General features: G+C 65.9%; 15 protein-coding genes. 5 read left to right on the top strand and 10 right to left on the bottom strand.

Annotated elements, in window-relative coordinates:
* Positions 1 to 137: 137 nt before the first annotated feature.
* From L6Q96_10715 to L6Q96_10750, 8 genes are all read right to left on the bottom strand, one after another.
* Complete coding sequence (locus tag L6Q96_10715) at positions 138 to 476, bottom strand: type II toxin-antitoxin system PemK/MazF family toxin (protein MCK6555034.1); 339 nt, start codon at positions 474 to 476, stop codon at positions 138 to 140.
* Complete coding sequence (locus tag L6Q96_10720; protein ID MCK6555035.1) at positions 473 to 709, bottom strand: ribbon-helix-helix domain-containing protein; 237 nt, start codon at positions 707 to 709, stop codon at positions 473 to 475. Before L6Q96_10720 ends, L6Q96_10715 begins: the two co-directional genes overlap by 4 nt.
* Before the next feature lie 560 nt (positions 710 to 1,269).
* A complete protein-coding gene (locus L6Q96_10725; GenBank protein MCK6555036.1) occupies positions 1,270 to 1,680 on the bottom strand; it encodes a type II toxin-antitoxin system VapC family toxin in 411 nt (136 codons plus the stop codon).
* Positions 1,680 to 1,937: an AbrB/MazE/SpoVT family DNA-binding domain-containing protein gene (locus L6Q96_10730; GenBank protein MCK6555037.1), complete on the bottom strand. Its 258-nt coding sequence runs from the start codon at positions 1,935 to 1,937 to the stop codon at positions 1,680 to 1,682. Before L6Q96_10730 ends, L6Q96_10725 begins: the two co-directional genes overlap by 1 nt.
* Positions 1,938 to 2,190: 253 nt before the next feature.
* On the bottom strand, positions 2,191 to 2,433 hold the full coding sequence (locus tag L6Q96_10735) for a type II toxin-antitoxin system Phd/YefM family antitoxin (protein MCK6555038.1): 243 nt from the start codon (positions 2,431 to 2,433) through the stop codon (positions 2,191 to 2,193).
* A complete protein-coding gene (locus L6Q96_10740; protein MCK6555039.1) occupies positions 2,430 to 2,729 on the bottom strand; it encodes a type II toxin-antitoxin system RelE/ParE family toxin in 300 nt (99 codons plus the stop codon). Before L6Q96_10740 ends, L6Q96_10735 begins: the two co-directional genes overlap by 4 nt.
* Positions 2,730 to 3,406: 677 nt before the next feature.
* Positions 3,407 to 3,697, bottom strand: coding sequence for a putative addiction module antidote protein (locus tag L6Q96_10745; protein ID MCK6555040.1), 291 nt, complete (start codon positions 3,695 to 3,697; stop codon positions 3,407 to 3,409).
* On the bottom strand, positions 3,694 to 3,957 hold the full coding sequence (locus L6Q96_10750; GenBank protein ID MCK6555041.1) for a type II toxin-antitoxin system RelE/ParE family toxin: 264 nt from the start codon (positions 3,955 to 3,957) through the stop codon (positions 3,694 to 3,696). The genes L6Q96_10745 and L6Q96_10750 overlap by 4 nt, the downstream gene beginning before the upstream one ends.
* Before the next feature lie 467 nt (positions 3,958 to 4,424).
* Between L6Q96_10750 and L6Q96_10755 the strand changes: the two genes are divergently transcribed.
* The 5 genes from L6Q96_10755 (at position 4,425) to L6Q96_10775 (ending at position 10,750) form a co-directional block, all read left to right on the top strand.
* The gene (locus L6Q96_10755) at positions 4,425 to 4,673 is read left to right on the top strand and encodes a hypothetical protein (GenBank protein MCK6555042.1); all 249 of its coding nucleotides are present in this window, start codon (positions 4,425 to 4,427) and stop codon (positions 4,671 to 4,673) included.
* A 23-nt stretch (positions 4,674 to 4,696) separates the two neighbouring features.
* Entirely contained in the window at positions 4,697 to 5,017 is a 321-nt protein-coding gene (locus L6Q96_10760; GenBank protein MCK6555043.1) for a type II toxin-antitoxin system PemK/MazF family toxin, read from the top strand.
* A 519-nt stretch (positions 5,018 to 5,536) separates the two neighbouring features.
* Positions 5,537 to 6,328: an SDR family oxidoreductase gene (locus L6Q96_10765; protein ID MCK6555044.1), complete on the top strand. Its 792-nt coding sequence runs from the start codon at positions 5,537 to 5,539 to the stop codon at positions 6,326 to 6,328.
* A gap of 82 nt (positions 6,329 to 6,410) precedes the next feature.
* Positions 6,411 to 9,530 carry a hypothetical protein gene (locus L6Q96_10770; protein MCK6555045.1) on the top strand — a complete coding sequence of 1,040 codons (3,120 nt, stop codon included), beginning with the start codon at positions 6,411 to 6,413 and terminating at the stop codon, positions 9,528 to 9,530.
* Positions 9,531 to 9,676: 146 nt separating this feature from the next.
* Positions 9,677 to 10,750 (top strand): ecdysteroid 22-kinase family protein, encoded by a 1,074-nt coding sequence (locus tag L6Q96_10775; GenBank protein MCK6555046.1) that lies wholly within the window; start codon positions 9,677 to 9,679, stop codon positions 10,748 to 10,750.
* A gap of 101 nt (positions 10,751 to 10,851) precedes the next feature.
* On the opposite strand, the gene L6Q96_10780 is transcribed toward L6Q96_10775, so the two are convergent.
* Both L6Q96_10780 and L6Q96_10785 read right to left on the bottom strand, forming a co-directional pair.
* Positions 10,852 to 11,364 (bottom strand): Uma2 family endonuclease, encoded by a 513-nt coding sequence (locus L6Q96_10780; protein MCK6555047.1) that lies wholly within the window; start codon positions 11,362 to 11,364, stop codon positions 10,852 to 10,854.
* A 94-nt stretch (positions 11,365 to 11,458) separates the two neighbouring features.
* Positions 11,459 to 12,835 (bottom strand): nucleotide sugar dehydrogenase, encoded by a 1,377-nt coding sequence (locus L6Q96_10785; protein ID MCK6555048.1) that lies wholly within the window; start codon positions 12,833 to 12,835, stop codon positions 11,459 to 11,461.
* Positions 12,836 to 12,871 lie beyond the last annotated feature (36 nt).

Below are 12,871 nucleotides of genomic sequence, written 5' to 3' on the forward strand. Positions count from 1 at the left end.
GAGACACCTGTACGATTCACGGGTGAGCGGTGGGGCAGAGGAACTGACGAGACGTCGACATGCGCGCCCCGCAACCGCGGGGCTCGGAGACAGCCACGCTGCCACCCGTCCAGGTGATGCTGCATATCGACGGGGACTCAGTAATCCCAGCGGAGATCGAGGGCACACGCCAGGGCGCGATCGAGCTCGACGAGCTTCGCCGCCGGCAACATTCCGACGAAGTGTGTCAGCTTAGACTTGAACATCAGCGTGAGGAAATCACACCGAATCGCACTGGTCTTCGGCAAGCCGTCTTGCTCCCCGAGAACCACTTCCGTCGTCAGCCCGAGCACCTCGCTGTACGCCGGGGCGCAGATGACGGTCGACACATCATCGTTGCGCGCAATGAAGCTGCGCGACACCACGACATAGAACCCCGGCTTGTCGCCGCGCTCCGCCACGCGCTCGCGCGTGCGATAGATCTCGCCGCGGTTCATGAACCCGCTTGCTCGGCGATCAACGCCCGCGCCTGCCGCGACAGGCGCTGCCGATGCTTGCGCACCACCTCGCGCTCACGCTCCTCTGCCAGCCGGCGCAGCTCGTCCGCCGCAAACGCCCGTACGGCAACCCGGACCACCGCCGACCGAGTCCGCAGGAGACTCGATCCGGCAACGAGTCGATCCACGGTTTCGAGGGTCGATTCGTCTATGCTGATCGCAATAGTTTTCATATCGGCGATACTATTATGATTGGATGCGTTCGCAAGTCCTTCCACGAGCCGCAGGCGATCGGGACAGGGAACTGACGAGACACCCACATGCGCGCCCCGCAACCGCGCACGCGGATTGGCAATCGGCAAGCGGGCGCGCCGACGGCGGCGTGACACGGCGGTTATCCGAGTGCTCTTCGCAGCACGCGGGACTCCCGACCTCGACGTGTTCGACGTGACCACGGCGTTGCCCACGTTCACGCGGGTCGCACCACGACAACCCGCGGTAATCCCTGGCATTCGCTCACCGGAGCGGGTCGATTTCGCGTCCATGGCTTCGTTTTCGACGGCAAAACCGGCGCCATACGCTCCCGCGTCCTCGCGCTGGACAGCCGAGTTCTCGATCGCGTCGATCGCGCGAAGATGTCCGCGGCTTCCCACCTCGCGCTGCCTACGGGTGACGAGCTCGCGACCTCCCGCCGCCAGGCTCTCGGTGCCGTGCGCCGGCCGCTGCCGCTCGACCGACACCACCGTGTCCTCACGCACGCAGTGTCGTGGCCCCAACGCCGATCTCGCCGCCCTCACTCGCGCCGCCAGTTCTCGATCACAAGGCGCGGCACCCGGGCGAACTCCCGTTCGTTGTCAGTTACAAGCACCGATCCGAGAGCGCGGGCATGAGCGGCGATCAGCAGATCGTTGGGTCCGATGGGCGTTCCGGCGCGTTCGAGGTACGCACGGATGTCGGCGTAGTGCTTGTCGATGGGCGCCTCGATCGGCAGCTGCGGAATCTCTCGAAGGAGGACATCGAGCCGCCTCGCCAGGCGCTTCGAACCGCTCTTTACGGCACCGAAGCGGACTTCGCAGGCCACCACGACGCTCACCGCGACGTGCTCGGCGCCCACCTCGGCCAGATGCCGGGCAACCGCGCCCTGAGGATCGCGCGCCAGGTCGGAAACGATGTTGGTGTCGAGGAGATAGCGCGGGGCCGCCATTAGGACTCTACATCCTCGAGCGGCAAGAGACCTTCATCGACGTCAGGGAACGGATCGGGAATCGGCTTCCAGCGGGCGAGCACCTCGACGAGCCGGCTGCGCTGGACGATTGGCTCGAGGACGACTCGCTTCCCTTCCTTGTAGATCCGCACCCGGTCGCCGGGCATTTCGAGCTCGCGAGGAATGCGGACGGCCTGGTTCCGGCCGTTACGAAACAGCCGGGCCTGACGATCAGGAGCTTTTGCCGTCGAAGGCATAGGCCAAGCCTATGCTGCACCGCTGCGACGATCAAGTTCTCCTGCCGTTCCGGGCAGGAGCTTTGGAAGGAACTGACGAGACACCTGTACGATTCACGGGTGAGCGGTGGGGCAGAGGAACTGACGAGACGTCGACATGCGCGCCCCGCAACCGGCGCCCGAATCGGCGACATGTTCATGAGCCTGATCCACACCGCCGAGCTGAACGGCGCCAATCCCTTCGAGTACCTGGTCGCGCTGATGCGGCCGGTGTTCACACGTCGTCGAGCGACGTCCAGCCCTTGTTCTCGGCGCGCCGCAGGGCACGGTCGTAGGTCTGCCAGAAGCGCTTGTTCTGGGAGATCGCCACGATCTCGAGGTCGGTGTCTTCCGTCACCGGCATCAGGACGGCGCAGGGCCGACCGTTCTTCGTGATCACCACCGACCCCTCCTCCGCGAGGGCACCGACGATCTTGCTGAGATTGGCCTTCACCTCGCGAATGCTCTCGATCTTCATAAGATGAACCTCTTGCCGTCGATGATCAGAAAACTGCCGCTCTTCCGGCCGACCAGGACCACCTGCACGGTCTCGTCGACGACCCGATAGAAGACACGCCAATCCCGAATGCGCAGCTCGTAGTCTGCAACCCGAGAAGGGCGCCGCAAACGGAAGCGGTTCCGCGTCTCCTGCGTGGCATCCGATTCGCCGAGTTGCTCACGCATCTGGTCCTGCACGAGACGGCGATCGGATGCGCGGAGCGCCCGCAACTGACGTACGGCATCCGGGGAGAGCGCCACTCGCCGCTTGACCACACTCCGCTACGTAGTCTCAATTGAGACTACACGCAAGCAAGCCCTCGCGGCGACCGGCGCGACTGAGTTCACGCGGGTCGCACCACGACAACCCGCGGTAATCCCTGGCATTCGGTCACCGGAGCGGGTCGATTTCGCGTCCATGGCTTCGTTTTCGACGGCAAAACCGGCGCCATACGCTCCCGCGTCCTCGCGCTGGACAGCCGAGTTCTCGATCGCGTCGATCGCGCGAAGATGTCCGCGGCGTCCCACCTCGCGCTGCATACGGGTGACGAGCTCGCGACCTCCCGCCGGCAGGCTCTCGGTGCCGTGCGCCGGCCGCCTCGATCGGCAGCTGCGGAATCTCTCGCAGGAGTGCCCATGACCTGGCGGTCGTCTCAAGACGATGAAAACGCGGTCCCCTCTGCGGGGTCGGGGTCGGAATCGCTATCGGGATCGGGGCATTCGAATCGATACCGATTCCGATACCGATGCCGACCCCGATGGCTGCCCGCCGTTGCGCCTGGTCGGGCGTTTCCGGACCCCACCCACCGCCGGCCACCGCTCCCCCCAATTTCCGAAGGAGTACATCGAAGCCGCCTCGCCAGGCGCTTCGAACCGCTCTTTGTGGCACCGAAGCGGACCTCGCAGGCCACCACGACGCTCACCGCGACGAGCTCGGCGCGCACCTGCCGGTCTCACGCCGCTCGCGTTCGCTCGACGCTCAGCTTGAGGCCGAGTGCGCGAAGCAGTTCCATGACGGTCTCGATCTTCGGGTTCCCCCGGCGCGACAGCGTGCGGTAGAGACTCTCACGGCTCACCCGGGCAGCGCGCGCCAGAGTGGCCATCCCGCCCTTCGCCATCGCCACATTGCGCAACGCCTCCAACAAGACGGCCGGCTTGCCATCCTCCAGAGCGGCGTTGAGATAGGCGACGATGTCCTTCTGCGTCTTCAGATAGTCCGAACCCTTGTATGCGGTTGCCTTCATGCTTGCCTCCGATACTCTCGCCAATACGACCGGGCTCGCGTGATGTCGCGGCCCTGAGTGGATTTCTCTCCCGCACAAAGAAGCACGACGACGGTCATTTTCTCCCTTGCGAAGTAGACGCGATATCCCTTGCCTTCCCGAATCCGCAGCTCGAACACCCCCGCACCGACCGCTTTCCAATCGCCCGGAAGTCCCACCCGCAGGCGATCGAGTTGAACGAGGACCCGGGCCTTCGCACGCACATCCTTCAGCGTCGCCATCCAGCGATCGAACGGAACGACACCATCGTCGCGACGATACTTCCGGATTTCGACCACCAGCCGACCGTAGCCCATAGGCTACGGCGGCGCAACGCGAGGCTCTAGGTGCCGGGGGCAAGAAGATAGCCTTCATGCGCGGCGCGCCTGCGCGACATTGCGCCGGCGGAGGGAGGGACAGAAGACGCTCGATGGCATCTTAGAGTGTCAGGGGACGATGGTACTCTTGGCACGGCACGCGAGGGGGGATTCAGTGACGCGGGGATTACTGGCACGAATCAGCCGCGAGCCTTGACAATACCTGTCGGTCACGTCTGGTCACGCGAGGGGGGCATGCTCGTGAAAGATTCTGCCGTCAGGGCCCCTTGCTCGTGAAAACCAACCCTGCCGACCCGCGCCGCAGCCGAGCAGGTGCCGCGTGTCGCAAGCCCCGCGTTGCGTCCGGCGCGGTCGTCAGGCATTACACAGGTATGAAATCTAATGCAAAATCGAGCATCACCCTGCCACCGGCCGAGGTCGATTTGGTGCAGTCGTTGAAAGCGCGTCTGAAGCTGAAGAGCAACGTCGAGGTCGTGCGCCGAGGGCTTCGCCTGCTGCAGGAAACCACCGAACGTCGGGCGCTTCGCGACGCCTACCGTGCGGCATCTCGCGCCACGCGTCGATCGCTGGCTCGTGAGATCGACGAGCTCGATCATCTCTCCGGCGAGGGGCTCGATTGAAAGCGCCGATACGCCAAGGAGGCTTGTATCTGGCTGACCTGAATCCGCGCCAGGGCACCGAGCCGGGCAAGGCAAGGCCGGTCCTGGTAGTTCAGAACGATCTGCTCAACGACACCGACCACCCATCGACCTGGGTCCTTCCCTGCACGACTCGACTCACGGGGGAGAACCTTCTGCGGGTGCCGCTGCCGCGTGGCATCGCCGGCAACACAGCGGACTGCGAGGTCATGATCGACCAAAGTCGTTCGATCGACAATCGCCGCTTTCGGAAGGCACTCGGCCGATTGCCTCGACCGCTATTGGACGAGGTGAAGGTCAAACTGAAACTGCTCGCCGACCTGTAGTCGTGCCGTTCGGCCTCGCGCCTTGTCGGCGCCACCCTGGAGAAGGTTTTAGCCAATCGCTTCCGCTGAACCGCTTGGCGCGGTTTACGCGGGTCGGACCACGACAACCCGCGGTAATCCCTGGCATTCGGTCACCGGAGCGGGCCGATTTCGCGTCCATGGCTTCGTTTTCGACGGCAAAACCGGCGCGCTACGCGCCCGCGTCCTCGCGCTGGGAACTGACGAGACACCTGTACGATTCACGGGTGAGCGGTGGGGCGGAGGAACTGACGAGACGTCGACATGCGCGCCCCGCGCCGTGCACGCGCGTTGGCAATCGGCAGCCGGGCGCGGCGGCGGTCTGATACAGCGCTCCTACGACCCGTCGTCACGCCGACCACTTCTAACGTTTCTTTCAGGGGCCGTATCGAGGGGCGGCGGCAGATTCACGAATAGCCCGGGTCAGCCCCGGGTTGACCTCGCAACCCGGGGCCAAGTTCCGCTACACCTTTGGCGTACGACGCAACCGTGGAGGACTGCATGACCGATCTCAGAGGCAAGACCGCGCTGGTCACCGGCGCGTCGAGCGGTTTGGGCGTGGACTTCGCCACCATCCTCGCCGAGCGTGGCTGCCATCTCGTCCTCGTGGCGCGACGCGAGGACCGTCTGCGCGCGCTGGCGAACGATCTGGCGCAACGCCATGGGGTGCAGGCGCAGGCGATCGCCATGGACCTCGCGGTGCCGGGTGCGGCGCAGGCGCTCTACGACCGCCTCGCGGCGCAGAAGGTCGCCATCGACGTGCTCATCAACAACGCCGGCTTCGGCGTTCACGGGGCGTTTCTGGAGATCCCGTGGGAACGCGAGGACGAGATGTTACGGCTCGACATTGTCAGTCTCGTACACCTCACCAAGCTCTTCGTGCGCGACATGGTGGCGCGCAATTTAGGGTACGTCTTGCAGATCGCGTCGATCGGCGCTTATCAGCCGACGCCTACCTACGCCAGTTACTCGGCCGCGAAGGCGTTCGTACTGAGCTTCGGGGAGGCGCTCGGCTACGAGTTGCGCCACACCAACGTGAAGGTATCCGTCCTTTCCCCGGGCGTTACCGCCACCGAGTTCCTCGCAGTCGCCGGCCAGCGGCACAGCCTCTTCCAGCGCCTGTCGATGATGCAAAGCCGGCCGGTGGCGGAGATCGGTATCGACGCCATGCTGCGCGGCCGTCCGAGCAAAGTCGCAGGCGCGATGAATGCTCTCGCCGCCTGGAGCCTGCGCTTCGTGCCCCGTCGCTTGCAGGCCGCGATGGCGAACTTCGCGATGGTTGCCGGCGCGTAGAGGGCTCGGTCGACCTCGGGCGCTAATTCGGCTTGCGACTTCCAGCCCGCTGTTGCAGTGTGGCGGGCGAAGGGGGTTGCCCATGCACGCACGAATCCTCCGCTGTCTCGTTCTGCTCGCGCTCGTCGCCGCCACCGCGGCGCGGGCGCAGCCGGCGTTCGTCGCCTTCGAAAGCGGGCCGGTGCGCCCGTTGGCGCTGTCGGCGGACCGTACTCGTCTGTACGCGGTCAATACGCCCGACGGGCGGCTCGAGATATTCGACGTCGGGCGCGGCGGCATCGCGCGCCGAGCCTCGATCGCCGTCGGTCTCGAGCCGGTTGCCCTCGCCGTTCGCGGTCAGGGGGAGGTCTGGGTGGTCAACCACCTCTCCGACAGTGTGAGCATAGTCGACACTATCGCCGTGCCGCCGCGTGTTGTCCGTACGCTCCTGGTCGGCGACGAGCCGCGCGACATCGTTTTTGCGGGGCCCGATCGCGCTTTCGTTACCACGGCGCACCGCGGTCAGCATCGCACCGATCCGTCGCTGACGAACGTGCCCGGCGCTGGCGATCCGAAACTCACCACGCCGGGTGTCGGCCGTGCCGACGTCTGGGTCTTCGATGCGCGCGATCCCGGCCCCGGCCTCGGCGGTACGCCCCTGCGCATTGTCGAGCTCTTCGGGGACACACCCCGCGCCCTTGCGGTCAGTACCGACGGCAACACCGTCTACGCCGCCGTCTTGCACTCGGGCAACCTGACCACCACCCTCTCGGAGGGGGTCGTGTGCGACGGCTTCGCCCCCGAGAAGCCGTGTTTGGTCGGCGGCGTCACCTATCCGGGCGGCAATCCGGGACCGGCGAAGAATCACGAGGGCCGCAATGCTCCGGAAGTCGGTCTCATCGTCAAACTCAATCGCGATTCGGGGCACTGGGAGGACGAACTCGGCCGCAACTGGGACAATGCCGTTCGTTTCAATCTGCCCGACAAGGACGTGTTCGCGATCGACGCCAACACGTTACAGCCGGGGAGCACGTTCGCCGGTGTCGGGACGACGCTGTTCAACATGGTCGTGAACCCGGTCAGCGGGAAGGTGTACGTGTCCAACACGGAGTCGCGCAACGAGGTGCGGTTCGAAGGACCGGGCGTATTCGGGGGCAGCACGGTGCAGGGACACCTTGCCGAGGCGCGCATCACGGTTCTCGCCGACGGCGTTGCCACCGCACATCACCTCAACCCGCACATCGATTATTCCGTTCGACCCGCGCCGGCGGGGGTCGGGGAGAAGAGCCTGGCCACGCCGCTCGATATGGCCGTGTCGGGCGACGGTCGGACCCTGTACGTTGCCGCCTTCGGTTCGGGCAAGGTCGGCGTGCTGGACACCGAGAAGCTGGAAACCGGGGCCCTGGACCCGGCGGTGGACAGCGCGGGGTACATCGCACTGAGCGGGGGCGGCCCCAGCGGGCTGGCGCTCGACGAGACGCGTCGCCGTCTTTACGTCTTGACGCGGTTCGACAACGCCATTGCGGTCGTCGATCTCGATGCGCGGACTGAAGTCGACAAGGTCGCCCTGCACAACCCGGAGCCGGCGGCTGTGGTCGGCGGTCGGCGCTTCCTTTATGACGCGCTGGAGACCTCGAGTAACGGCGAAGCGTCGTGTTCGAGCTGTCACATCTTCGGCGACATGGATCACCTCGCCTGGGACCTCGGCGATCCGGACAGCAACGTCGCATTCAATCCGATCCCCATCCGCCTCGAGAACGGGGCCGGGGTGTCGTCCTCGCCCATCAACGGCACCGGCAACACCAAGCACTTCCATCCCATGAAGGGACCCATGACCACGCAGACCTTGCGTGGCATGGTGAACTCGGGGGCGATGCACTGGCGCGGGGACCGATCGAACGGCTTCTTCGGCCGCGACGCGTTCGACTCCGATCTGTCGTTCCGCAACTTCGTGGTCGCCTTCGACGGCCTCGTCGGCCGGGCGGAGAAGCTATCCGAGACCGACATGCAGGCGTTTAGCGACTTCGCGCTGTCGCTGGCGCTGCCGCCGAATCCGGTGCGTGCCCTCGACAATTCGCTGACCCCGGCGCAGGCGGCGGGCCGCGCATACTTCCTTGGCGAGGACGGACCGGACAGCGGCGGTGGGCACCGCGCCGACGGCGTCCCTTTCCTCGCCGACATGGGTTTCACCTGCAACGGATGTCACGTCCTCGATCCGGCGCAGGGTTTCTTCGGTACCGACGGGCGGGCCAGCTTCGAGAACGAGACGCAAATCGTGAAGATCGCGCACTTGCGCAATCTCTATCAGAAGGTCGGCATGTTCGGCATGCCGGACATCGACTTCATCGATGCCGGCGGCAACGGGCCGCAGGGCGATCAGATCCGCGGCTTCGGCTTCCTGCACGACGGCAGCATAGATACGGTGTTCCGCTTCCTGCGCGCCTCGGTGTTCCGCTCGGCGTTCGAGGGCATGGTCGGGTTTTTCAACGGCGATCCGCAGCGGCGCGACGTCGAGCAGTACATGCTCGCCTTCGACACCGATCTCGCACCCGTGGTCGGGCAACAGGTCACTCTCGACAGCGGTAATGCCGCCGTGGTCGGTCCCCGCATCGACCTGCTCCTGGCGCGGGCCGCGGCGCCGTTCACTTCGAAGATTCTCGGACCCAACGCGACCGAGTGCGATCTTGTCGCTCGGGCCGTGGTCGGCGGGGGCGAGGTGGGATACGTGCGCCGGGCTGGCGGCCTATTCGAGCCGGACGATGGCAGTGCCGGACTCGACGACGCGGCCTTGCGCGCTCTGGCGTCGGCGCCAGGCGGGCGGGTGACGTATACCTGCGTACCGCCGGGCTCGGGCGAACGCGTCGGGGTCAACCGCGACGGCGACGCCCGGTTCGACGGCCTCGACAATTGCCCGGAGATCGCCAACGACGCTCAGGAGGATGCCGACGGTGACGCTGTAGGAGACGCCTGCGACAACTGCCCGGCGGTCGCTAATGCCGGGCAGGGCGACCGCGACGCGGATGGCGTGGGGGACGCCTGCGACGATCCCATCGGCGACTGCAACGGGGACGGATCGGTGACCGTCGACGACATCGTCATCGGGGTCGACATTGCGCTCGGCAATACCACGGTAGAGACTTGCCCGGCATTCGATCCGGACGGCGACGGAACGGTCGACGTCAGCGCCCTGGTCGCGGCGGTGAACGCGGCCCTGGGGCTATAGAGCCGGACCGGGGAGCCGAACGGAGGATGGGCCGGTCGAGAGTCGAACGTCGGAGTTCGAGGCGCGAAGGTCGGCGCTCGGCTTGACGCGATAGTTCCGGGTCCTAGAGTCCCAGCGCACCAACGCCGACGCAGGAGCACAGTTGCATGCCCAGTATTCCGACACCGGAGACGATCGACGCCGCCTGGTTGACCGAGCGGTTGCGCGAGGCGGGCCACGCGGGGGCCGCGGTACGCCAGTTCACGGCAACCCCCATCGGTACCGGCCAGATGGCGAAGAGCGTGCGGTTCGAGTTGTCGCTGAACGGTGCCGCGGCGACGGTGCCGCGCAGCCTGGTTGGGAAGTTCCCGTCCGACGATCCGATGAGCCGCCAGACCGCGGTGCAGCTACGCAATTACATCAAAGAGGTGTCCTTCTATCGCGAGCTGCGCCCGCGGCTGACGATCTCGGTGCCGCGCTGCTACTTCGCGGCGATCGAGGGCGACGGTCCGGAGTTCGCCCTGCTGCTCGAGGATCTGGCGCCCCGGCAACAGGGTAATCAATTAGCGGGTTGCTCCGAGGCGGTGGCCAGTGCGGCAGTGCTCGAGTTGGTGGGCCTGCACGCGCCGACGTGGTGCGACCGTTCATTGCTCGGCATCGGGTGGCTGGGAGAGGCGACGGCGGAAACCGCCGAGATGGTCCGCGGCCTCTACCGTGCCACGCTGCCCGGTTTTCTCGATCGATTCGCGGGGCAACTGTCGTCGGACGAGGCGGCGATCATCTCCCGGGTCGGCGAGGGAACGGGGGCCCCGTTCCTGCCGCTGCGCGATCCTTTTTCGCTCATCCACGTCGACTACCGGCTCGACAACCTCCTGATCGACGAGGTCTCGAACCCGCCGCGAGTTGCGGCCGTGGATTGGCAGACCATCACCATGGGCAGCCCGCTGTCGGATGTGGCGTACTTTCTCGGCGCGGGTATGCAGCCCGAAGCGCGACGCCGGGCGGAAGGCGATATCGTGCGCGAGTATTACGAGGCTCTATGCCGCGCCGGGGTTTCCGGTTACCCGTTCGAGCGTTGCTGGGAGGATTACCGGCGCGGCACGTTTGCGGGGTTTGTCGTTACGGTGATCGCGACGGTGATGGTGCAGCAGACCGCGCGCGGGGACGAGATGTTCCTCGCCATGGCAAGACGTCACAGCCGCCACGCACTGGACCTCGGCGCGGAGGAGTTCCTCGGCTGACGGGTGGCGGCACCGCCTGGAACGGTAGTCGCGCCGGGCGTGCACTGCCCTTCCAGGGATATGGTTCGGAAGGGACCAGATCCCGGCGGACCGTAGTCTCTTCAGCCCACCAGCCACCAGCGCGCGAGTGCCAGCTCGATGGCATCGAACGGCTCGGCGCGGACGACATCGCTACCCGCGTGCGTGCCGGCAACGATCCATTGCCGGCCGTCGAGTCGGTACACTTCAAGCGTCTTCGCCAGCGGGTCCACCAGCCACAGGTGCCCCACCGACTCGCGCGCATAGATGCGCGTCTTGCGAACGCGGTCCATGGCCGCCGTTGCCGGCGAGACGACCTCGCACACCCAGTCGGGCGCCTGCGTGAAAGCGGCGACGTTCGGCAGGACGGGCATCCGCTCTCGCCGCCAGCCGGACAGGTCCGGGACGACCACATCCGGCCCGAGGTGGAGTTCCGGCTCGTCGAGGATCCACCACCCGCCGGGGTGCCCCGGTCCGTCGGCGTTGCGGTGAAACGGGCCACCCAGGTCAATGCCGATCGCCGAGCTGGCCAGCGCATGCGGCGACGACGGCCGTGGCGTGGCGTAAAGCTCGCCGTCGAGGATCTCCGCCACCATGGTGTCTGGAACCTCGCGCAGATCCGCGTACGTCGCGCGTCGCCGGGCCGTGTCCACGTGACCGACCATAGCACGACCGCGCGGCCGAGAACCATTAATACCGGGTCAGGTCCGCGCGGCCGATGGGCACCACCTCGAAGCCGATTTCGAACAGGCGCTGGTGATCGAGGACGTTGCGGCCGTCGAACAAGAAGGCCGGCTTCTGCATCTCCTTGTAGATGTGCGCGTAGTCGAGGTCGGTGTACTCCTGCCACTCGGTGCACACGGCGATCGCATGGGCGCCGGCCGCCGCCGCGTACGGATCGTCGGTGAACTCCACCCGGTCGAGGACGTCGCGCAGGTCGTGCCGTGCTTCCGGGAGCGCCTTCGGATCGGTAATCACCGGAATCGCCTGCTCGGCGAGCAGATCGCGGACCACGGTGAGGGCCGGTGTCTCGCGCGTGTCGCCGGTGTTGGCCTTGAACGCAAAACCGAACACCGCCACCCGCTTGCCGGCGATCGTGTTGAACATGTGACTCAACATGCGGCCCACGAAGCGGTGCTGCTGCCAGTCGTTCACCCGCACCACCGACTCCCAGTAGTCGGCGACCTCCGGCAGGCCGTAGTGGCGGCAGAGGTAGACCAGGTTGAGGATGTCCTTCTTGAAGCACGAGCCGCCGAAGCCGATCGATGCCTTCAAGAACTTTGGACCGATGCGGCTGTCCCGGCCAATGGCGAACGCGACCTCGTCGACGTTCGCGCCGGTGCGTTCGCATAACGCCGAAATCGTGTTGATGGAACTGATACGCTGCGCCAAAAATGCGTTGGCAGTGAGCTTGGACAGCTCGGACGACCACACGTTGGTCGTGATGATGCGCTCGCGCGGCACCCAGTTGGCGTAGATCTCGACGATCTGCTCCAGTGCCCGTTTACCCTCCGCCGTGTCGCGGCTGCCGATGAGCACGCGGTCGGGATTTTCCAGATCCGCTATCGCCGTTCCCTCGGCGAGGAACTCCGGGTTCGACAGGACATCGAATCGAATGCCGCTGCGCTTCGAGTCGAGTATACGCTCCATCGCCTCGGCGGTACGGACGGGAAGCGTGCTCTTCTCGACGATAATTTTCGAGCGGTCGCTCGCTTCGAGGATGCGGCGCGCGGTCTTTTCGAGGTACTGCAAGTCCGACGCATACCCGGCGCCATGGCCGAACGTCTTGGTGGGAGTGTTGACGCTGACGAAGATGATGTCCGCCTCGCGGATGCCGGCATCGACGTCGGCGCTGAAGAACAGGTTGCGCCCGCGGGCCCGCTTCACCACGGCGTCGAGGCCGGGTTCGTAAATCGGCAGGGTCGACGAGTTCCAGGCGTCGATACGGGCCTGGTTGATGTCGGCGACGGTCACTTTGTACTGCGGGCACTTGTCGGCGATCACCGACATGGTGGGACCGCCAACGTACCCGGCTCCGATGCACAGGATGTCCTTCGCGAAAGCCATGGATGCCACTATATCAATCGCGGCCACGACAATTAA

Source organism: Candidatus Binatia bacterium, assembly GCA_023150935.1.
Lineage (GTDB): Bacteria > Desulfobacterota > Binatia > HRBIN30 > HRBIN30 > JAKLJW01.

What these genes read in the sequence shown, in the direction of transcription:
- L6Q96_10715 (MCK6555034.1), bottom strand. Translation starts at nt 476, where the DNA reads ATGAACCGCGGCGAGATCTATCGCACGCGCGAGCGCGTGGCGGAGCGC.
- L6Q96_10720 (MCK6555035.1), bottom strand. Translation starts at nt 709, where the DNA reads ATGAAAACTATTGCGATCAGCATAGACGAATCGACCCTCGAAACCGTG.
- L6Q96_10725 (MCK6555036.1), bottom strand. Translation starts at nt 1,680, where the DNA reads ATGGCGGCCCCGCGCTATCTCCTCGACACCAACATCGTTTCCGACCTG.
- L6Q96_10730 (MCK6555037.1), bottom strand. Translation starts at nt 1,937, where the DNA reads ATGCCTTCGACGGCAAAAGCTCCTGATCGTCAGGCCCGGCTGTTTCGT.
- L6Q96_10735 (MCK6555038.1), bottom strand. Translation starts at nt 2,433, where the DNA reads ATGAAGATCGAGAGCATTCGCGAGGTGAAGGCCAATCTCAGCAAGATC.
- L6Q96_10745 (MCK6555040.1), bottom strand. Translation starts at nt 3,697, where the DNA reads ATGAAGGCAACCGCATACAAGGGTTCGGACTATCTGAAGACGCAGAAG.
- L6Q96_10750 (MCK6555041.1), bottom strand. Translation starts at nt 3,957, where the DNA reads ATGGCGACGCTGAAGGATGTGCGTGCGAAGGCCCGGGTCCTCGTTCAA.
- L6Q96_10755 (MCK6555042.1), top strand. Translation starts at nt 4,425, where the DNA reads ATGAAATCTAATGCAAAATCGAGCATCACCCTGCCACCGGCCGAGGTC.
- L6Q96_10765 (MCK6555044.1), top strand. Translation starts at nt 5,537, where the DNA reads ATGACCGATCTCAGAGGCAAGACCGCGCTGGTCACCGGCGCGTCGAGC.
- L6Q96_10770 (MCK6555045.1), top strand. Translation starts at nt 6,411, where the DNA reads ATGCACGCACGAATCCTCCGCTGTCTCGTTCTGCTCGCGCTCGTCGCC.
- L6Q96_10775 (MCK6555046.1), top strand. Translation starts at nt 9,677, where the DNA reads ATGCCCAGTATTCCGACACCGGAGACGATCGACGCCGCCTGGTTGACC.
- L6Q96_10780 (MCK6555047.1), bottom strand. Translation starts at nt 11,364, where the DNA reads ATGGTGGCGGAGATCCTCGACGGCGAGCTTTACGCCACGCCACGGCCG.
- L6Q96_10785 (MCK6555048.1), bottom strand. Translation starts at nt 12,835, where the DNA reads ATGGCTTTCGCGAAGGACATCCTGTGCATCGGAGCCGGGTACGTTGGC.